Origin of the sequence: Pyxidicoccus xibeiensis, from assembly GCF_024198175.1 — a bacterium.
Taxonomy (GTDB): Bacteria; Myxococcota; Myxococcia; order Myxococcales; family Myxococcaceae; genus Myxococcus; species Myxococcus xibeiensis.
Genome location: NZ_JAJVKV010000011.1, coordinates 221,283 through 241,206, shown reverse-complemented (window position 1 = coordinate 241,206; position 19,924 = coordinate 221,283). Strand labels below are relative to the sequence as shown.

17 protein-coding genes are annotated in these 19,924 nt (G+C 71.8%); 9 read left to right on the top strand and 8 right to left on the bottom strand.

Annotated elements, in window-relative coordinates; translation table 11 throughout:
* Nucleotides 1-12: 12 nt before the first annotated feature.
* Nucleotides 13-1,356 carry an ArnT family glycosyltransferase gene (locus LXT23_RS36500; RefSeq protein WP_253985041.1) on the bottom strand — a complete coding sequence of 448 codons (1,344 nt, stop codon included), beginning with the start codon at nt 1,354-1,356 and terminating at the stop codon, nt 13-15.
* Nucleotides 1,357-1,555: 199 nt separating this feature from the next.
* On the opposite strand from LXT23_RS36500, the gene LXT23_RS36495 reads away from it, so the two are divergent.
* Nucleotides 1,556-3,202, top strand: a complete 1,647-nt coding sequence (locus LXT23_RS36495; RefSeq protein ID WP_253985040.1) for a hypothetical protein — start codon at nt 1,556-1,558, stop codon at nt 3,200-3,202.
* Nucleotides 3,203-3,215: 13 nt separating this feature from the next.
* On the opposite strand, the gene LXT23_RS36490 is transcribed toward LXT23_RS36495, so the two are convergent.
* The 3 genes from LXT23_RS36490 to LXT23_RS36480 are packed head-to-tail and all read right to left on the bottom strand — an operon-like array spanning nt 3,216 to nt 7,751.
* Nucleotides 3,216-4,589 carry a sigma-54-dependent transcriptional regulator gene (locus LXT23_RS36490; protein WP_253985039.1) on the bottom strand — a complete coding sequence of 458 codons (1,374 nt, stop codon included), beginning with the start codon at nt 4,587-4,589 and terminating at the stop codon, nt 3,216-3,218.
* Nucleotides 4,586-7,558, bottom strand: coding sequence for an ATP-binding protein (locus LXT23_RS36485; protein ID WP_253985038.1), 2,973 nt, complete (start codon nt 7,556-7,558; stop codon nt 4,586-4,588). Before LXT23_RS36485 ends, LXT23_RS36490 begins: the two co-directional genes overlap by 4 nt.
* Nucleotides 7,548-7,751: a hypothetical protein gene (locus LXT23_RS36480; RefSeq protein WP_253985037.1), complete on the bottom strand. Its 204-nt coding sequence runs from the start codon at nt 7,749-7,751 to the stop codon at nt 7,548-7,550. Before LXT23_RS36480 ends, LXT23_RS36485 begins: the two co-directional genes overlap by 11 nt.
* Before the next feature lie 93 nt (nt 7,752-7,844).
* Between LXT23_RS36480 and LXT23_RS36475 the strand changes: the two genes are divergently transcribed.
* From LXT23_RS36475 to LXT23_RS36465, 3 genes are all read left to right on the top strand, one after another.
* Nucleotides 7,845-8,927 carry a hypothetical protein gene (locus LXT23_RS36475; protein WP_253985036.1) on the top strand — a complete coding sequence of 361 codons (1,083 nt, stop codon included), beginning with the start codon at nt 7,845-7,847 and terminating at the stop codon, nt 8,925-8,927.
* Nucleotides 8,928-9,175: 248 nt separating this feature from the next.
* Complete coding sequence (locus LXT23_RS36470) at nt 9,176-10,582, top strand: serine/threonine protein kinase (RefSeq protein ID WP_253985035.1); 1,407 nt, start codon at nt 9,176-9,178, stop codon at nt 10,580-10,582.
* A gap of 107 nt (nt 10,583-10,689) precedes the next feature.
* Entirely contained in the window at nt 10,690-11,793 is a 1,104-nt protein-coding gene (locus LXT23_RS36465; protein WP_253985034.1) for a citrate synthase, read from the top strand.
* Nucleotides 11,794-11,883: 90 nt separating this feature from the next.
* On the opposite strand, the gene LXT23_RS36460 is transcribed toward LXT23_RS36465, so the two are convergent.
* Nucleotides 11,884-12,351: a carboxymuconolactone decarboxylase family protein gene (locus LXT23_RS36460; protein ID WP_253985033.1), complete on the bottom strand. Its 468-nt coding sequence runs from the start codon at nt 12,349-12,351 to the stop codon at nt 11,884-11,886.
* Between the two features lie 107 nt (nt 12,352-12,458).
* Here LXT23_RS36460 and LXT23_RS36455 point away from each other — a divergent pair, with 107 nt between their 5' ends.
* Nucleotides 12,459-13,346, top strand: coding sequence for a sigma-70 family RNA polymerase sigma factor (locus LXT23_RS36455; RefSeq protein ID WP_253985032.1), 888 nt, complete (start codon nt 12,459-12,461; stop codon nt 13,344-13,346).
* Between the two features lie 706 nt (nt 13,347-14,052).
* On the opposite strand, the gene LXT23_RS36450 is transcribed toward LXT23_RS36455, so the two are convergent.
* Together LXT23_RS36450 and LXT23_RS36445 are read right to left on the bottom strand one after the other, a co-directional pair.
* Nucleotides 14,053-14,958, bottom strand: a complete 906-nt coding sequence (locus tag LXT23_RS36450; RefSeq protein WP_253985031.1) for a sigma-70 family RNA polymerase sigma factor — start codon at nt 14,956-14,958, stop codon at nt 14,053-14,055.
* A gap of 58 nt (nt 14,959-15,016) precedes the next feature.
* Nucleotides 15,017-15,664 carry an NAD(P)-dependent oxidoreductase gene (locus LXT23_RS36445; protein ID WP_253985030.1) on the bottom strand — a complete coding sequence of 216 codons (648 nt, stop codon included), beginning with the start codon at nt 15,662-15,664 and terminating at the stop codon, nt 15,017-15,019.
* A 214-nt stretch (nt 15,665-15,878) separates the two neighbouring features.
* Here LXT23_RS36445 and LXT23_RS36440 point away from each other — a divergent pair, with 214 nt between their 5' ends.
* From LXT23_RS36440 to LXT23_RS36425, 4 genes are all read left to right on the top strand, one after another.
* A complete protein-coding gene (locus tag LXT23_RS36440; protein WP_253985029.1) occupies nt 15,879-17,411 on the top strand; it encodes a GspE/PulE family protein in 1,533 nt (510 codons plus the stop codon).
* Between the two features lie 19 nt (nt 17,412-17,430).
* Complete coding sequence (locus tag LXT23_RS36435) at nt 17,431-17,961, top strand: FHA domain-containing protein (protein ID WP_253985028.1); 531 nt, start codon at nt 17,431-17,433, stop codon at nt 17,959-17,961.
* A 71-nt stretch (nt 17,962-18,032) separates the two neighbouring features.
* Nucleotides 18,033-18,464, top strand: coding sequence for a cereblon family protein (locus LXT23_RS36430; RefSeq protein ID WP_253985027.1), 432 nt, complete (start codon nt 18,033-18,035; stop codon nt 18,462-18,464).
* A gap of 52 nt (nt 18,465-18,516) precedes the next feature.
* Nucleotides 18,517-19,701: a GNAT family N-acetyltransferase gene (locus LXT23_RS36425; RefSeq protein WP_253985026.1), complete on the top strand. Its 1,185-nt coding sequence runs from the start codon at nt 18,517-18,519 to the stop codon at nt 19,699-19,701.
* Nucleotides 19,702-19,703: 2 nt separating this feature from the next.
* On the opposite strand, the gene LXT23_RS49835 is transcribed toward LXT23_RS36425, so the two are convergent.
* Nucleotides 19,704-19,829 carry a hypothetical protein gene (locus LXT23_RS49835; protein ID WP_256561516.1) on the bottom strand — a complete coding sequence of 42 codons (126 nt, stop codon included), beginning with the start codon at nt 19,827-19,829 and terminating at the stop codon, nt 19,704-19,706.
* Nucleotides 19,830-19,924 lie beyond the last annotated feature (95 nt).

The window sequence follows — 19,924 nt, the reverse complement described above, 5'->3', positions numbered from 1 at the left end:
TTGTGCGGGGGCTCACTGTTGGGGAGGCGGCACGGGCTTCAGACCGCGGAGCCACCACACCAGGTACGTGTGCAGCCTGCGCTCGCGGAAGTCGCCGCCGAGCTCCACGGGGCCCTCCACCGAGGTGAAGCGGGAGACCAGGTCGTCCGGCGGGTTCGGACCTCCCTCGCCGACCCACAGCACGTCCTGCCCCGGAGCGATGGCCGGGTCTGGCCACAAGTCGTACTGGCTGTAGCGTGCGGGGGCGCCGGTGTCCGTCACCGCGCCCGTGTAGCGCGCCACCTGCGAGGCGAGCTGGTAGTTGGGCGCGTAGATGGCGGCCACGTTGCGCGCGTCGGCGCCGGGGAACAGCCGCTCCGGGTTGGCCAGCTCGCGCAGCACGCTCCAGCCGTGCGTGCGCCACAGCGCGGTGTCGCGCTCGAAGCGCAGCACCGGGATGAAGAGGTGTGTGCCCACCGCCAGCACCACCGCGAGGCCCGTGCCCGCCACCAGGCGCTGCCAGACCGGGCGCATGCCCGCCACGCCCACGCACGCGGCCAGGTACGCCGCCGCGGGCCAGTTGGCCTCGCCCCGCGTGCGCGCCGCCGCGTAGCCGAAGAAGAGCAGCGGCACCACCGCCGCCATCCGGACGAGGAACTGCTCTCGCGGGCCGCGCACCGCGTACACCAGCGCCAGGGGGAACAGCACCGGGCCTCCCAGCGCCAGCTGCCCGCCGAGGTACTCACCAAAGGTGGCCCACCCGCCCCGCCCGCCCAGGCCGTGCTTGAGCTGGAAGGCGAAGCCCACCCACTCGTGCCGGGCGTTCCACAGCACCACCGGGACGAAGCACAGCGCGGCCAGCGCGGCCGTGCCCCAGGCGCCCGCCGGCAGCCTCCGGGCCCTCGCCGCCGCGGCCAGGAAGGCCAGGCCCAGCAGCACCGCCGGGTACTTCGACAGCAGCGCCAGCCCGCAGGCCAGGCCCGCCCAGAGCCAGCGCTCGCGCCACAGCGCCCACAGCGCCAGCGTCCAGAAGAGGAGCAGCGGCGAGTCCGGCGTGGCCCAGGCTCCCGCCACCACGCCGACGGGCGCCACGCTCCACAGCGCCGCCGCGCGCCAGGCCGCCTCGCGGCTGCCGTGGACGTCGCGCGCCAGGCCCCACACCGCGGCCACCGTGCCCGCGCCACACAGCAGCGCCGTGCCGTGGATGCCGAGCGCCGCGATGAGCCACGCCACCATGGGCGGGTGGTCGAAGTACCCCCACGCCGGATGCCGGGCCCACTGCCAGTAGTACGCGGTGTCGAAGTAGACGTCCGTGCCCAGGGCCAGCGCGAGCCGCACCCCCGCCGACACCCCGAGCAGGACGAGGCAGAGCTTCATGCCTGGGCCGGCAATGGGAGAGGGGGCTGGGGCGGGGGACGTCACGCTCACGTCCTGGACAAAGCGCACCGGGCGCCCGTTGGCCAGAGGAGTATTGCGCCTCCGTGACGTGTCTCGTGCCCCGCCATGGCCGCCCGCCCTCCATCCGGGCAGAACCCCGTTGGAGCGGGCCCCGGGTGGGGATAGACACAGGCCCGCCATGTCCCCGCCCCCCGTTCCTTCGCACCTCCCGCCCTCCGGGGCGCTGAGTGCCCCCGCGTTCCGGTGGCTGCATGCGGGGGCCTGGGCACTGCTGGGCCTGGCGCTGGTGAACCTGTTCTTCCGCTTCAGCGACGGGACGCTGGACCCGGTGGTCTTCTTCAACTCGGACGCCCTCTACCTGCCGGCGCTGTCCCGGGACCTGTTCGAGCTGGGCGGACGCTGGGGCGGGTGGCGGCTGACGCCCGCGCCGTACTTCTTCCCGGACATGCCGCTGTACTTCGCGCTCGAGGCCCTGTCCGGGTCCTTCGTGTACGCCGTCCTCCTGTACGCCGTGGTGCAGGTCGTGCTGCTGGTGCTCGCCACGCAGCTCCTCGTGCGCACGGTGGCGCCCCCGGGCGCGGCGGCGCTGGGACAGGTGGTGGCCGTCTGCGTGGTGGCCGCGCTGCTGGTGGCCTACGGCGCGGGCACCTTCGAGGTGATGCAGCTCTCCCTGGCCAACACCATCCACTTCAGCGTGGCGTTGATGGCGGTGGCGGGGCTGGCGCTCGCGCTGCGGACCTTCCGTGGGACTTCGCGGCTGGCGCCGTGGCTGCTGGGCGCGCTGTGCCTGCTGGCCAGCGCGTCGGACCGGCTCTTCGTGGTCGCCTTCACCGTGCCCGTAGGGCTGTGCCTCGTGCTGCTCGCGGTGGCGTGGCGCCCGGTGTCCTGGCGGCGGCTGGGACTCACCCTCGGCATCCTGGGCGTGTCCACGGCGCTGGGCTTCCGCGCGGCGCGGTGGCTGACCGGCAGGCGCTCCTCGGGATACTCGCGGCTGCGCCTGGAGGAGTCGGTGGAGGGCCTCCGGCAGCTCGGGCTCGCGGTGGGGGAGCGGGCACGGGAAGCTCCGGGGCTGACGGCCCTGTGGGTCGCCGTGATGCTGGCCGCCGTGGCGGTGCTGGTGGTGCGGTGCAGGCAGTGGACCGCGCCCGCGTCCGAGCGGTGGGGCGTGTACGCGGTGTGCCTCTTCGGGGTGCTCGCGCTGGGGACGAACGCGGGCGCGGTGGTGGTGACGGGGCTCTTCAAGGACCCGACGTGCATCCGCTACCTTCCGCTGTCCCTCCTGTTCCCCTTCCTCGGCCTGGCCTTCGCGGCAGGACTGGTGCCGCGCGAGACGTGGCAGCGGGCGCTCGGCGCTGGAGCGCTGGGCGTGGTGGCGCTGGCCTGGGGCGTGACATTCGCTCGCAACCCGTGGCGCACCGAGGGGCCTTTCGTCTCCGGCTACCAGGCGCGCATTGCCGCGTGCCTGGATGCGAACCGCGAGCGCCATGGGCTGGGCTGGGGCGTGGCGGACTACTGGAACGCCAGGCTCGCCTCGCTGTTCTCCCGCACGGGGCTGTGGGTGAACCAGGTGGTGGGAGACGGCGACACGTACCCGTGGATCAACAACCTCGACTGGTACCTCGCCCGGCGCGGCGAGCGCTCGGACTACACGTTCGTCATCACGGAGAACCTCGACATGGTGGGCTTCAAGCGGAAGTTCGGTGAGCCCCGCGCGACGTTCTTCTGCGAGCACGTCGAGGTCTACGTGTACGGCAAGGGCTTCGACTCCGCGCTGCGCAACGCCTTCGCGGACGAGCTGAAGCTGCCGCGGACAGGCGCCCGGTGACCTGACGCGCGCGTCACGCGCGCGTGCGGGGGATGCCGAGCTTCTGGCGCTTCTCCCACAGCGCCTTGCGGCTGATACCCAGCCGCTTCGCCAGCTCCGTCTCGCCCATGTGCTCCTGGTGCTCCAGGACGAAGCGGCGGAAGTACTCCTCCATCGAGTCGGGTGAGCCGTCCGCCTCCTCGGCAGTGCTGTCGCTGGCCTCGGGCACCTCGGCAACCGTGGCCTCCGCGCCCCCCGGCAGCTCCAGCGCCAGCAGGTCCGGTGTCACCACCGGCCCGTCCGCGAGGATGACCGCGCGCTCAATCGCGTTCTCCAGCTCGCGCACGTTGCCGGGCCAGGGGTGCGAGGTCAGCGCCAGCAGCGCCTCCGGGGAGAACGTCGCCGGTGTCCGGCCCAGCTTCCGGCACGCCCGCTCCAGCAGGTACTTCGCCAGCGCGGGCAGGTCCTCTCCGCGCTCCCGCAGCGGCGGAAGTCGAATCTCCACCACCCGCAGCCGGAAGTAGAGGTCCTGCCGGAACGCCCCCTCCTGCACCCGGCGGGGCAGGTCCCGGTGGGTCGCCGCGACAATCCGCACGTCCACCTTGCGCGGCCGCGTCGAGCCCACCCGCCGCACCTCTCCGTCCTGCAGCATGCGCAGGAGGCGTGCCTGCGCGGCCGCCGGCAGCTCGCCAATCTCGTCGAGGAAGAGCGTGCCGCCGTGGGCCGCCTCCACCAGCCCCGCATGCGCCGCCTGCGCCCCGGTGAAGGCGCCCTTCTCGTGGCCGAACAGCTCGCTCTCCAGCAGCCCCTCTGGAATCGCCGCGCAGTTCACCGCCACCAGTGGCCCGTCCGTCCGGGGACTCTGGGCGTGGATGGCCCGCGCCACCAGCTCCTTGCCCGTGCCGGACTCGCCCAGCACCAGCACCGTGGCAGGGGAGGGGGCCACCTTGCGGATGCGCTCGAACACCTCGCGCATGGCCGCGCAGGTGCCCACCATTCCTCCCACCGAGTACGCCTGCTCCACCTCGCGCTTCAGCGCCGCGTTCTGCCGCGTCAGCTTCCCCTCGCGCAGCACCCGCTCCACCTGCATCAGCAGCTCGTCGTGGTCGAACGGCTTGGCGATGTAGTCCACCGCGCCCAGCTTCATCGCGTCCACCGCCGACTTCACCGTGGCGTAGCTCGTCATGATGAGCACCGGCACACCGGGACACATCGCGATGACGTCCGTGCCCGGAGCGCCCGGCAGCCGCAGGTCCGACAGCACCAGGTCGAACGAGTCCAGCGCGTAGTCGACCGACGCCTCCTGCACCGAGCCCGCCTCCGACACGTCGTGCCCCGCGCGCACCAGCAGCCGGCGCAGCTCCGTGCGGATGATGGGCTCGTCCTCGATGACCAGGATGCGACTCATGCCAGGGCCCCCCGAGCGGGACGCGCGCTCAGCGGCTCCTGGCGCGCCTCCGGCAGGCTCACCGTGACGCTAGTGCCTCCCCCCGGCCGGCTGTCCACCCGCATCACGCCTCCGTGCTCCCGCACGATTCCCGCCACCAGCGCGAGCCCCAGGCCCGTGCCCTCCCCAGGCTGCTTCGTCGTGAAGAAGGGCTCGAAGATGCGCTGCGCCAGCTCCGGCGGAATCCCATGGCCCCGGTCCGATACCCGCACGTGCACCCCCGCGTCGTCGGCTTCCGCTTCCAGTTCCACCAGCCCGCCCTCGGGCGAGGCGTCGATGGCATTCGTCAGGAGATTGACCAGCACCTGCTCCAGCCGCTGCGCATCGCCGCGCACCTCCAGCCCTTCCCGGCAGCGGTGCTCGAAGCGCAGGCCGCGGTCCTTCCGGGAGCCGCGCGCCAGCCTCGCCAGCTGCACCGCCTCCGCCAGCAGCGGGCCCACCGCCACCCGGGTGAAGGGCCGGGCCTCCCCGCCCACCGTGCCCGCATGGCTGAAGCCCACCAGTGTCCGGACAATCGCGTCGATGCGCCGGCACTGCTGGAGGATGAGGCCCACGCGCTCTCGCACCGCGTCCGCGTCCTCCAGCTCGTACTTGAGGTTCTGCGCCAGGCTGGCAATCGCCGTCAGCGGGTTGCCAATCTCGTGCGCCACGCCCGCCGCCACCCGGCCCAGCGACGCCAGCCGGTCCTGGTGCGCCAGCCGCGCGTCCACCGCCTTGCGCTCCGTCAGGTCCTCCACCAGCAGCGCCATGCCCTCCGACGTGCTCCCGCCTTCCAGCCGCGAGCGGTGCAGCCGGAGGATGCGCTCGCCTCCCGCCACCGTGATGCGCGCCTCCGTGTCTCCCTCCGCCCCCGAGGCGAAGCCCGACAGCAGCGTGCCCCACGGCTCCGGCAGCGCGGCCAGCGCATGGCCTCGCACCGCGCCCGGCTCCACGCCCGACAGCCGCTCCAGCGCCGCGTTCCAGATGACCACCTCGCCGTCCGGCCCCACCGCGCAGACGCCCAGGGGCAGGTCCTCCAGGACGTGGCGCAGGTAGCGGCGCACGGCCTCCAGCGCGAGGACGGGCGCCCCCTGCATCACCCTCGCGTCCCGCAGCCGCTCCTCCACGAAGCGCAGCTGCTCGGCCAGCGCCATGCGCGCCCCGGGCTCCAGGCGCAGCGCCTCCTCCACCGCGAGCCGCGCCAGCACCGGGCCGATGAGGCCCGACAGGTTGCGCTCCACCGCGTCGCGCAGCCGGCGCAGCTCCGCGGGCCGCCGCTCGTCCGAGGGCAGACTCAGCATCGCCAGGGCGCGGTCCACCTCCGCCGCCGCGGCCTCCTCGCCCAGCAGGGGTGCCAGCCGCTGGCGGAACTCCTCCGGCGAGCCCGCCACCACGCCTCCCGAGGTCAGCGCGGGCGCTTCACGCGTGCAGGCCCGCGCGGCCTCCGCCTCCTCGGGCGACTGCCGCGTGGCCAGGGACACACCCACGAAGGCCAGCGTGTTCAGCGACAGCGACGCGAAGGTGGAGAAGCCCCACGGCTCTCCCGACGGGAAGCCCAGCAGCTCCGCCATGCGGTGCGTCCAGGCCACCACGCCGGGCGAGGCCCACAGCGGCACCACCAGCGTCACCGCCCACGCCGCGGCCCCCACGCCCAGTCCCGCCAGCAAGCCCGGCCGCGTGCCTCGCTTCCAGAAGAGGAGCCCCAGCACTCCGGGAGCGAACTGCGCCACGCCCACGAAGGACACCAGCCCCAGGTCCACCAGCCCCGTGCCGCGCGTGTCCAGCAGCCGGTAGAAGCCGTAGCCCGCCAGGATGATGATGGCGATGAGCAGCCGGCGCGCCCACAGCAGCCAGCCGTACAGGTGTGGCTGGCCGCGCGCGTACCCCAACGGCAGCACCAGGTGCGTCAGGCACATGGGCGCCACCGCCAGCGTGGTGACGATGACCATGGCGCTCGCCGCGGAGATGCCGCCGAGGAAGGCCACCAGCGCCAGCCCCGTGGCCCCACGCGACGCAGGCACCGCCAGCACGTGGAAGTCCGCGGGCCAGGGCAGCCCCAGCGCGTCGCCGCTCCACAGCACCACCGGCACCACCAGGTTCATCACCAGCAGCACCAGCGGGAAGGCCCACGTGGCCGTGGAGAGCGCGTCCCGCTCCGGCGCCTCGGTGAAGGCCACGTGGTAGCTGCGGGGCGTGAGGAAGGCCGCCGCGCACGACAGCACCAGCAGCGGCGCCCAGGACGCGTCGCGCGCGGGGCGCTTCAGCCCCTCCACCGCCTCCGGGTGCGCGTCCAGCCAGGCAAGCAGCCCGTCCACGCCGCCGAACACGGAGAACACCGCCCACACACCTACCGCCACCAGCGCCACCACCTTCACCGCCGACTCGAAGGCGATGGCCAGCATCAGCCCCTCGTGCCGCTCCCTCGGGGTGAGGTGCCGCGCGCCGAAGAGCACGGAGAAGCCGATGAGCACGAGGCAGAAGCCCAGGCCAATCGCCGTGGGCGAGGCGTTGGGGCTGAGCACCTTCGCGGACTCGACGACGGCGCGCACCTGCAGCGCCAGGTAGGGCAGGCTGCCGGCCAGCACGAACAGCGTCACCGCCGTGCCGGTGGACTGGCCCGGGTAGCGGAAGGCCAGCACGTCCGCCAGCGAGGTGAGCTGCAGCTCGCGCGTGAGCCGCAGCATCGGGCGCCACAGCACGGGGACGAGCAGGCAGGCCAGCGTGACGCCCAGGTAGATGCCCAGGTAGCGGAAGCCGTGCCGGGCCGCATACCCCACGCTGCCGAAGTAGGACCAGGACGTGGCGTACACGCCCAGTGCCAGCGAGTACACCAGCGGGTGCTGGGTGATGCGCGCGGGGATGAGGCCCCGCTCCGCGGCGTAGGCGACGAGGAAGAGCAGGAGCAGGTACGCGACGGACGCCGCGACGAGCGAGCCCAGCTCAAGTGTCATGGCCACCACCACTCCGGTGCGCCGCCCAGCCGCCCAGGGCGATGACGCCCAGCCACACCGCGAAGGGCAGGTAGCCGGGCGCACCCTCCGCCAGCCACAGCCGGCGCAGCGGAGAGCCGAAGACGAGCACCGCGATGGCGAAGACGAGCAGCGACGGCATGATGGGCGCGTCGGGCTCGGAGGGGCGCTTCATGCCGAGGGAGGATAGCAGCGGGGCGGGGGGCGTGGTCCGCGTCCTACACGGGGAGTAACATCGGGATGGAAGAAGGCTCGGGAGCATGTCCGGATGTGGCTGAAGCTGAACTCAGACGAGGGGACGGCCCGGCTTCGGCCCACGGGGAAGTGGCGCTTCTTCATCGTGGCCGTCCTCGGGCTCTGGCTCTGTACCGGTGCCGGGTTGCTGGTCTGCTTCGGGGGGATGCTGGGCTCCGCCATCCAGGAGTGGGTCTCGCCCGGGGCGTTGACGGGTGTTCCGGAGCCCGCCGGCTACCTGGTGGGGATGACGCTCATCACGACGGGGGGCCTGTGGTGGGTGATTCCGAAGGTCTTCGTCGCCTGGCGCAATGCCCTGGGGCTGATGTGGAGTGAGGACACGCTCACCATCACCCGCGAGGGCGTGACGCGCGTGTGGCGGCTGGGCCTGTGGCGCTCGAAGCGCCACCTGGCCCGTGCCGAGGTGGCGGACGTGGACCCCGGCGTCCCGGGTGGCTCGCTCGTGGCACTCATGGCCGATGGCAGGCGGGTGGAGCTGGCCCAGGCCGGCACGGACGCGCAACACCAGGAGCTGGCGGACAGGATGATGGCGTTCTTCGGGATGCACCAGAACCCGGAGGACGTCGCGGCGCGCACTCCGCCAGGCTGGGAGCTGGAGACCGGCCCGGACGGCAACTGGTTCCTCAGGACGTCCCGCTACCTGCGCATGCGGAAGGCACGGCGGCGAGGGCTTGTCGCGTTCTACTTCGGCGTGGGCGCGGTCCTGCTCGTGGGGAGGCTCCGGGCCAGTGGGGAAGCGCTGATGGACAGCTACCTCCTGTGGGGCCTGGTCGTCCTGGCGGCCCTGGCGGGGGTGAGGGCGGCGCGAGCCTGGTACGGGTACGAGCAGTGGGAGGTCCAGAAGGGAACCTTCATCGACCGCTCCCGCGGCATCTTTGGCCTCCGGCGCACGCAGTACCGCCCGGCGAGCTTCTCCGTCGAGCAGCAGATGGGCGATGAGGGCAGGCGCGACTTCAACCTCTTCGTCCTGGCACCTGGCATGAGCAGGTGCCTGCTCACCCGGCGCCGTTCTCCGCGCGCTCTCATCCACCTGGGGCGCTGGCTCTCGCGCATGACGGGAGGGCCGCTCCGGCTGGAGCCTCCGACCCTCCGCTAGCGCTGTCCGGTGCGGCTCACCGCATGGCGGTTGTCGGGGGGCTCGATTCACCTGGAGCCTGGAAGGAACGTTCCTTCCGCCTGGGGGGCGAGGCTTTCGCCGGCTCATGCATGACCCATCCACGCACGGCCTGGATGAGGCGTGAACCCGTGGGATAGCGCTGACTTCGGCCTACTCCGCGAGTAGTCTCGCCGGACGCGGTTGTATCGCTGCGTCCTTCCGCAAGGCACGTCATGGAACCTGGCCCCATGAATCCAGCACGTCTTCCCCCGGGTACCCAGGTGGGCCCGTGGCGCGTTGTAGACCGGCGCGGCATTGGCACCTACGGGGCCGTCTACCTCGCGGTGGATATCGAGCACGACGCACCGAGCCCTGTGGCCCTCAAGCTGGCCCTCTACCCTCGTGACACCCGCTTCCCCCGTGAGGAGGAGCTGCTCTCCCGCATCCATCATCCGGCCGTCCCCCGGCTGTGGGGCTCAGGGCACTGGAAGGATGCGAAGGGCACGCGCTACCCCTACCTCGCCATGGAGTGGGTGGAGGGCATGTCGCTGTATGCCTGGGCGCATAGCAACCCGCCCACTTCTCGTCAGGCACTGAAGCTGCTCGCGGTCCTGGCGCGGGCACTGGAGGCCACCCATGTCGCCGGAGGGGTGCACCGTGACGTGAAGGGCGACAACGTGCTGGTGCGGCACTCGGACGGCCGCGTCTTCCTCACCGACTTCGGCTCCGGGCATTTCCTGGGCGCCGCCACGCTGACCCCGCCGCCGTTTCCTCCTGGCACGCCGAACTACCGCTCCCCGGAGGCTTGGAGGCACGTGCTTCGCCGCCAGGGAGACATGTCGGTGCCGTATGCACCCGGGCCCGCGGATGATGTCTTCGCGCTGGGTGTCACCGCGTATCACCTGGTGACTGAGGAGTACCCCGTATCGGTGGACGCGACGGACGAGGCTTCACGCCGCTGGTACCTGGAGGGCATTCCGCCCCTGTCTCCGCGTGCGCGCAACAGCCGGTGCAGCGAGGAGTTGAGTGCCCTCGTGTCACGGATGATCGCGATTGAGCCGGAGGCGCGCGGCAGTGCCGGCGAGCTCGCGGTGGCGCTGGAGCGGGCTGCCCGGGGTGCGGGACCCGATGCGGATGTGCCGCTCTTTGTCCGGCAGGAGCTTGCGCGTGGAGGCGTGCAGCCAACTCTTCGGCCCCAGGGGGAGCATTGGCGCCCCAGGCTCGCGGCGGCCAGCCTGGGAGCGGCGTTCGCGTTGGGAGTCGCGTGGATGCAGAGCAGGCCTACGAAAGAGGAGCCCACAGAGCTCCACGCGTTGGCACAGGAGGAGTCGAGGGATGGTGGCACTGTCGCGGTGGGCGACTCTGTGTTGACAGCCCCGGTAGCTCCTGAGCGAGCCCCCTTCGCGTGGTCGTCCATCGCACTGGAGATACCGCCGAATCCCATTCCAGGGCAGCGGCGTGCAGACTCCAGCGGCCGTTGTCCCGGCAGTATGCAAATTCCCATCAACGGCGGTTGTTGGCGGAAGGTTCCCCCGACGGACCAGAAGAAATGCGACGAGGACACCTACCTGTACAAGGGCGCGTGCTACATGCCCGTCCTCTCCCCCCCGCGCCCCGCGACCTCACGTCCTGGCAGTCACGATGGCGGCCAATAGAAGCCGTCCCTGCCCCCGGCGTACAGGGGCACAGTCATGTCGATAGTCGAATCGAGTTTCCAGGCTCGTGGCCGGTTCTTACTCCTGTGCAGGAGGAACCCGAGCACATGGGCACGACAGAGGCAGCACTGCAGGCGGGGCTTGATGGGGTCGTGGTCGCGGAGACCCGGCTGAGCGACGTGGACGGCGAGCGTGGACGGCTGGTCATCGCCGGAAGTGATGTGGAGGCGCTCGCGGGCGCCGTCTCCTTCGAGGAGGTGTGCGCGAGGCTGTGGGCGCCGTACGCCCAGCAGCCGCTGCCCTCCTCGCTCCAGGCCGCCCTCGGGGAGGCTCGCGTGCGGGCCTTCGGGCTGCTGGAGGGGCTGGGCAATGCCCTCTCGGCCGAGGATGGGATGGACGCGCTCCGGGCCGCGATGGCCCATGTCCCCAGCCAGCCGGGCAACGAGCAGGAGACGTTCCTCCTGCTGACAGGCGCCGCCGCGGTGTTCACGGGCGCGTGGGCCCGGCGCAGGCGCGGGCTGGCGCCCGTGCGGCCGGATTCCAGGCTGCCCCATGCCGCGGACCTGCTGCGCATGGTCACCGGAGAGCACCAGCCCGAGCGCGCCGCCGGGCTCGACGCGTACCTGGTCACCGTCTCCGACCATGGCCTGAATGCCTCCACGTTCACCGCGCGAGTCATCACCTCGACCGGCTCGGATGCGGTGTCCGCCACGGTGGGCGCCCTCGGCGCGCTCAAGGGCCCGCTCCATGGTGGGGCGCCGGGTCCCGTGCTGGACATGCTCGATGCCATCTCCCGACCGGAGAACGCGGCTTCGTGGCTGGAAGGAGAGCTGAAGGCCGGCCGCCGCATCATGGGCATGGGCCACCGCATCTACCGCGTGCGAGATCCTCGCGCGGCCGTGCTGGAGCGCGCCATCGAGCGACTGGAGCGCGGCGGGCTGCGGACCGACCGGCTCGCGCTGGCCCGGGCGGTGGAGCGCGCCGCCGAGGAGCTGCTCCGCCAGCGCTACCCGGATCGCCCGCTGCGCGCCAACGTGGAGTTCTACACGGCCGTGCTGCTCGACACGGTGGGACTCGACCGGACGCTGTTCTCCACGGCCTTCGCCTGTGGCCGCGTCGCGGGCTGGCTCGGGCACGTCGCCGAGCAGCGGGCCACCGGCAAGCTCATCCGCCCCGCCTCCCGCTACGTGGGCACGATGCCGAAGGAGTAGGCGTCAGAGCCGCAAGCACAGCGCGCAGCCGGAGCCTGCACCCTGGCTCCGGCTGGCTGAGCGCCGTTCGGCCTCGTGTGCCCGGGCGGCTCACCCGCCCCAGCGGTTGTTGGGGTCCACCACCTGCCGGGTGGCGACGTTGAGGCGGTTCCAGAGGTTGACCAGGCTGATGGACAGGACCAGCGTCCCGAGCGCGCGCTCGTCGTAGTGCCGCGCCGCCTCGTTCCAGATGTCGTCGGGGACGGGGTCGGAGCGGTCGCTGAGCCGGGTGATGGCCTCGGTGAGCGCCAGCGCGGCGCGCTCGGCGTCATTGAAGTAGGGCGTGTCGCGCCAGGCCCCCACCGCGAGGAGCCGCTCGTCCGTCTCTCCCTCCTTCTTCGCGTGGCGGGGGTGCATGTCCACGCAGAAGCTGCAGCCGTTGAGCTGGCTGGCGCGCAGGTGGACCAGGGCCAGCGTCTTCGCGGGTACCGCGCCGTTCTTGGTGACGGCGCCCAGGTTCATCAGGGCCTTCATCGCGTCGGGAACCACCATCGCCGGGTTGCTCATCCGTGACTTCATGACCGCGCTCCTTTAAAGGGCCTCGGAGTGAACAGCGGGCTGCTGGTCACATCGGCCGGGTTTCGTGCGTCACCGCGATGACGGAACCCGAAAAAGGAATGTGACCGATGGACGAAAGGAAGTGGCTGGCGGAGCGGTTCGAGGCCCACCGGACCCACCTGCGGGGCGTGGCCTACCGGATGCTCGGCTCGCTCAGTGAGGCGGAGGATGCCGTCCAGGAGTCCTGGCTCCACCTCAGCCGCGCCGACACGAGCGGCGTCCAGAACCTGAATGGCTGGCTGACGACCGTGGTCGCCCGGGTGTGCCTGGACATGCTGCGCTCCCGCCGCGCCCGCCGTGAAGAAGAGGTCCAGGGGGAGCAGGCTCACGAGCCGATGGACGTCCCCTCGGACGGGAAGGACGCCGAGCACGAGATGCAGATGGCCGACTCGGTGGGGCTCGCGCTGCTCGTGGTGCTCGAGGCCCTGACGCCCGCCGAGCGCATCGCCTTCGTGCTGCACGACATGTTCGCCGTGTCCTTCGATGAGATTGCCCCCATCGTGGGGCGCTCGTCGACGGCGGCGCGGCAGCTCGCCAGCCGCGCGCGCCGCCGGGTCCAGGGCGTGGAACCGCTTCCCGAGACCGAGCTCACCCGCCAGCGCGGCATCGTCGGCGCCTTCCTCGCGGCCACGCGCGCCGGTGACTTCGACGCGCTCGTCGCGGTGCTCGACCCGGACGCAGTGGTCCGCACCGACGGCGCCACCACGCCGACGGGGATGCCGAACGAGGTCCGCGGGGCGCGGAACGTGGCCCGGCAGTCGATTTCCAATGCCGAGCGCGCCCGGGTCTCCGAGCTGGCGCTCATCAATGGAGCGGTGGGGCTCGTGATGGCGCCGCAGGGCCGGCTGCGCCTGGTGCTTCGCTTCACGCTGACCCAGGAGCGGATTGCCGCAATCGAGGTGATTGCCGACCCTGCGCGCCTCGGTCAGCTGGACCTGGCGGTGCTCGACGCCTGACGCACCGGCCTCGCGCAGCCCGTGCGGCAAGCGGCCCCTGTCGTCACGAAACGTGTGGTTGAGTCTGCCCACTCGATTGGGGGTCTGAAGTGGAGTTCGCGGAGCTGGATGTCGCCATCGGAAGCTGGGAGCCTATGGCTTCCCGAACTTCAAGCTGCGGCGGGGGCTGAGCGTCGGACTGGTGCTGCCCGGGGGCTGGTCGCATGAGGACGAGCGGCGCTTGTGGGCGGCCCTGTCGTCCGCCGCCGGGGCCGCGAAGCTCCGCATCGCCCGAGCGAATACCTTGGCGAACCGGAGGCCTCCCTGGTGGGAGTACTTCCGCGGGAAGAGCGCTGCTGGGGCAGTTGCCGATGCCCTGCGCCAGTCGCTGGATGCAGGGCGGGAGCTCTGCCGCCGGTGCAGTGTGGACCCGGAGCTGAAGCTCGCGTCGACTCGGTGGGTCGAGCGGAAGCTGCTCGACTTCGAGCTCGCGGCGGAGTCCGCCGACCTCATCGTCGTGGATGACATGGCCATGGGCGTCCAGAGCCTGGAGCGCTTCGCCAAGCACGTCGGCAACGCGCTGCACACCAGGCGGTTCGCGGTCCTGGTCCTCATGACGCCCAAGATGTCCCCTGGCGCCCCGGGCAAGACCTTTCATTCCGAGTCCTGGGCGGACGAGTGCCTCACGGTTTCTCGGTGGGGCGCGGGGGCAGAGCCCCGGCGGGCGTCACGCGTCAACCGGACGACCGAGATGGCCCAGGCGCCGCAGGTCGGCATGGAAGTACACGCGCTGGACCTTCCCATCGGCGACCGCGAGCAGCAGCGCCGCGAAGGGCTGGTCGCCGTTCCAGAACACGGCGGCCGGCTGGGCGTTCAGCTGGCGCTCCTCGACCCGGAGCGCGCTCGCGGTGCGCCGCGTGGTCGCGACGACGAAGGCGGCAATGCGTACAGCGTTCCGCAGGGGCTGCGAGAGGTTGCGCTGGCCGGCAAACCTGCGCCCCTCGGACCCGCCGTCGGTCACCATGACCGCATCCTCGGCGAGGAGCCGGACGATTCCCTGGACGTCACCGCCTGACGCTGCCTGCAGGAAGGCCGCGAGCAGGCGACGATGCTCCTCCTGCGAGGCCGCTTGCATCCGCCGCTCGGTCGCCAGGCTCCGGCGCGCGCGCTCGAGCAGCTTGCGGCACGCCGCCGCGGTGTTGCCGACGAGCTCGGCAATCTCCTGATGGCCGAAGTCGAAGACCTCGTGGAGCAGCAGGACGGCCCGCTCGGCGGGCGTCAGGCGCTGGAGCGCGACGAGGAAGGCCATGGAGACCTGCTCCACGCGCTCGACCCGAGCGATGCCGCCATCGTCGAGGTCGACGGGCTCGGGCAGGCGGTCGGGGCGGGCCTCCTCCCGACGCGCCCGGGCGGAGCCGAGCTCGTTCAGGCAGAGGCGGGTGACGACGGTGACGAGGAACGCTCTCGACGACTCCACGTCGCCCTCGTGGCCCTGCCACCGCAGCCAGGCCTCCTGGACCATGTCCTCGGCGCGGCCGAGGTCCCCGAGCATGCGGTACGACAGCGCAACGAGCTCGTGACGGCACGACTCGAAGGCCTCCACGCGGCGCGCCAACGACAGCCGACCTTCCATCAGGGGAACCTGGCGAGCATGAGCACTCCGTTGGGTGACAAGGGATGCACGCGCCATGCTACCGCCGAGCAAGCCCGACGACTTCTCGTGTGTGAGCTCCCTGCTCGATGCAATCGAGCAGGAACGCCCCCACGGCTCGGAACGACATCGACCACGCGCCGGTGGGCAGCGCTTCGCGCTCGCTTCGGTAGGTCTCCTCCGGTGCTTCGACCAGTCGTGGCGGTCGCGCGAGCGTCCAGTCGAAGGGAGTGGCGCGAATCACGGCCTCGGCGGCGACGAGGTCTCGGAGGTGGTGACGAATCAGCCGGCGGAAGAGGGCGAAACGCAGGCCCCCTCCGGGGAACAGCAGCGCCGCGGAGACCATGGCGAGGCGAGTGACGGACGCCCGCTCCATCGCCGCCACCGTGCTGGCCGCGCACTCGGCCAGGAGCGAGTTCGGTTGGAAGGCCTCCCGCCCCGATGGGCCGAGGGCGGAGAGGACGGCGTGATGCCCGGGAAGCGCCTGGGCGAGCGCGTTCACCTGCATCGGGTCGCCCTGGACGATGGAGAGCGCCGGGTGGCGCCGCACGATTTTCTGGGGTGAACGGACGAACGCCGTCACCTGGTGCCCGCGCGCGAGCGCAAGGTCGAGGATGTGGGTTCCGGTCTTGCCTGTCGCGCCAAGCACGAGGAGTCGTAGGGTCATGCAGGCAAGACCGGACAGCACGCGCGAACGTGACCTGGCCCGCCGTTTTCTTTCAGGTAGGGGCCGCCATGGGCGGTGGGAGTCCCGGGCCGGTCGAAGGGGCGCAAGCCGGCGCCGCGAGGTCGGGGGCCCCGTCGGCGTACCAATCGGAGTGAGTGCCGACCCGGCGCGCCTCGGTCCGCTGGCCCGGGCGGTCCTCGACGCCTGACGCGCCTACCTGATAATCCGGGGCGTCATGTCGGACGTCCCGCCCTTCTCAGAGCTCTCCCAGTTCACCCTGGACCGTCCCTCGCTCCGGCTGCTGCCGGAGTCCTTCTGCCGGCGCAACCAGGTGGTGGTGCTGGGCAAGGTGGACCCCACCGCCACCGACGCGCCGGTCACGGTGGGCATGGTGCAGCCGGACAACCGGGCCGTCCTCGAGCTCATCACCGAGTTCCTGCGGCGCCCCCTCGTTCCCATCCGCCTCAACCACTACGAAGTCGAGTCCGCGCTGGAGCTGGGCTTCGGCGCGGGGCCTCGCGTCACGGCGGACCTCACGCTCAAGACGCGGGTGCCGCTGTCCCAGGCGCCCTCCGCCGTGGAGCTGGTGGACCACGTGCTCTCCACCGCCGTGGAGCTGAAGGCGTCCGACATCCACCTGGAGGGCTACTTCGACGACGTCGACCTGCGCTACCGCGTCGACGGCATCCTCCACCAGTCGTACACGGACATCGACCCGCGCTCGCTGCCGGAGGTGGTCAGCCGCATCAAGTTGCTGGCCGGGCTGGACATCACCGAGCGCCGCCGCCCGCAGGACGGCCGGCTCCGGGCGCTCGTGGAGGGCGCGAGCGGCCGCAAGCTGGTGGACTTCCGCGTCAGCGTGGTGCCGAGCCCCGTGGGCGAGGACGTGGTCATCCGCATCCTCGACGCCGACGTGGGCCTGGTGCCGGTGGAGCGGCTGGGCATGTCGCCGGACATGCAGACGCTCTTCCTCCGGCTCCTGTCCAACCCGGAGGGGCTGGTGCTCGTCACCGGGCCCACGGGCAGCGGCAAGACGACGACGCTGTACTCGGCGCTGGCCCGGCTCAATGACGGCCGGCGGAAGATCATCACCGCCGAGGACCCCATCGAGTACTACGTCCCCAAGGTGAACCAGAAGCAGGTGACGGCGCAGATGCCGCACGCGACGCTGCTGCGGGCCATGCTGCGGCAGGACCCCAACGTCATGCTGGTCGGCGAGATTCGCGACCTGGAGACGGGCAGCACGGCCCTCATGGCCGCCGCCACGGGCCACGTGGTGCTGGGCACCCTGCACACCGCCGACGCCGTGGGCGCGGTGGCCCGCATGCGCGGGCTGAAGCTGGATGACGTGGACATCAGCGACTCACTGCTGGCGGTGCTGGCCCAGCGACTGGTGCGCCGCATCTGCGAGAAGTGCCAGGAGCCCGTCCGCCCCACCGAGGAGCAGGAGGCGCTGCTCGGCGGGCTGCTGAAGGGCGTGCAGCCCTACGCGGGGCGGGGCTGCGAGGCGTGCCAGCACACCGGCTACCGGGGCCGCTCCGGCATCTTCGAGCTGCTGGTGGTGGACCCGGACCTGCAGGACCTCATCGGCCGGGGCGCGCCCGCCGTGGAGCTGCGCCGCCACGCGCGCCAGCACGGCCTGCGGACGCTGGTGGAGGACGCGGTGGACAAGGTCGCGGCGAGGACGACGACGCTCGCGGAGCTGGTGCGCGTGGTGCCCTACCGGCATATCGTGCAGGCTCGCGACGAGCACGCCGCGCGGGAATGACACGGGGGAGCCTTCCATCATGATGACCGTCCAGGAGCTGCGAGCGCTGAGCAGGCAGCTGACCGAGTCGTTCTTCTGCCGCCAGGTGGGGCCCTTCGTGCTGGTGCAGAAGCCGCCCAGCCCGGTGATGGCGCAGCTGGCGCTGAAGATGGGCGCCGCGCGCACGACGATGGCTCGCGACATCCCCAGCCTGGAGCGGCAGCAGGTGGCCCTCTGGCTCCACTTCGACGCGCTCACCGTGGCCACGCTGCCGCCCGTGGAGGGCCAGGACGTGCTCACCGTGGGCCGCCAGCCGGACTGTGACCTGGTGGTGAACGAGCCCTCCGTCTCCAAGCGCCACGCGCAGCTGTGCTGGCACGGCCCCGCCGCGGGCTGCACGCTGGTGGACCTGCGCTCCAGCAACGGCACCTTCATCAACGCGAAGCAGCTGGAGCCGGGCGGTGAGCTGCACGTGCGAGACGGCGACCTGCTGGGCTTCGGCGATGCGACGTTCGCCTTCCTGCTCGCGCCCTCGTTCTACGTGAAGATGCGGCAGCGCGCCTCCCTGTGAGCGCCGGGCCCCTCCCGCTTCGCGCGCACCGGTGTTACCTGAGCGCCGTGGGCCCAGGCTCGGGAGGGTGGATGCAGGCGGCCAGTCACGGGGCGGAGTGGCACCCCGGTGGGGAATACCGGCTCAAGGGGTCTGCCTCCGGCGCGCCCCAGACGCCCGAGGCGGAAGCGGAGCAGTCCCTGGAGACGCGGGAGCCGGAGACGCCGCTGTGCTGCGCGCGGTGCGGTCACCCGGTGACGCGCGAGCGCCATCGCATCGCCGTCAGCGGCCGGCATGCGCACACGCGGGTGAACCCGTTCGGCATCGTCTTCCACTTCGGCTGCTTCGCCCTGGCGGAGGGCTGCACCGCGGACGGGCCTCCCACCGCCGAGGAGACGTGGTTCCCCGGCTTCCTGTGGCAGGTGGCGCACTGTTCCGCATGCCACACCCACCTGGGCTGGTGCTTTCGCGGTGACGGAGCCTTCTTCGGCCTGCTGCTGGACAGGCTGACCCTCCCGTCCTGAGCGTGCTACGCATTTCAGCGCGCGCCGGGCGCGAGCCGGGAAGGGGAACCACGTGGAGACGACGTCGGGAGACTACGGGCAGCCGCGAGACGAGCAGGAGCTGGCAGCCGCGGCGGAGGTGATGCAGCAGTCGTACGCCATGTCTGCCGCGGATGCGCTGGCCTGGGCCCAGCGCGTCGGCCGGGACGACCTGCGGCTGCTGCGCCACGACGGGCAGGTGGTCGGCACCCTGGTCTACATGAAGATGGGCCAGTGGTACGGCGGGCGCAGCGTCCCGACTGTCGGCGTGGGTGGCGTGGGCGTGCACCCTGTCTACCGGGGACACGGCACCGCGACGACCCTGATGACCCACCTGCTGCGCGATGCCCGCGCCACCGGGGCTCCGCTGTCCACGCTGTACCCCGCCACCCAGCCCCTCTACCGGCGCGTGGGCTATGAGCAGGCCGGCGCCCGCTACGAGTACCGCGTCCAGGTGCCGTCGCTGAGCTTCCACGAGCGCCCCCTGTCGCTGCGCGCCATCGAGGCGCGGGACGAGGCCGCCATCACCGAGTGCTACCAGCGCACCGCGCGCTCACGGCAGGGCTGGCTGGACCGCGGCGCCTACGTGTGGAGCCGCGTGCGGACGCCGCGAGACGGGCAGGCCCATGGCTACCTCGTGGAGGGCACGTCCGGAGTGGAGGGCTACCTGTACGTGGTGCGCAAGCAGCTCCAGGGGTGGAAGCAGGAGCTGCTCCTGTCGGACTTCGTGGCCAACACGCGCGAGGCCGCGCTGCGGCTGTGGTCCTTCCTGGGCGACCACCAGTCCCTGGCCACGGAAGCGGTGTGGTTCGGCGGCGGGGACGAGCCGCTGCTCCGGATGCTCAAGGAGCAGACCTACTCCGTGAAGCTGCACATGCACTGGATGATTCGCGTGCTGGATGTCGCCACTGCGCTGCAGGCGCGCGGCTGGCCCGCGGGGTTCTCCGGCACGCTCCACCTGGAGGTGGAGGACGAGCTGTTCCCGGAGAACCACGGGCGCTTCGTGCTGGAGGTCTCCGACGGCGAGGCGCGCGTGCGGCGCGGCGGTGAGGGCCGGATGGCGATGAACGTGCGGACGCTGTCCTCGCTGTACACGGGCTTCATGTCGGCGGAGGCGCTGCGCACGATGGGCGCCTTCGTGCGGGTGGACGACGCGTCGGTGCGCACGGCCATGGCCCTGTTCTCCGGGCCGCCGCCGTCCATCCGCGACATGTTCTGACGTCAGCGCAGGAAGTGCTCGGCCTGGCCGTACGGCATGTCCGCGGAGATGCCGTGCTCGCGGCACCAGGCGATGAGCTTCCGGGACTCGACGAGCTGCGGCGAGTTCTCGTGGTAGCCCATCACCATGACGTGACCCAGCCGCGTCCCGGCACTGGCCGGCCCTGGTTTCAGGAAGGGCGACGGGCAGTCCGGTTCCAGGTCTTGGACTCCATTGTGACGTA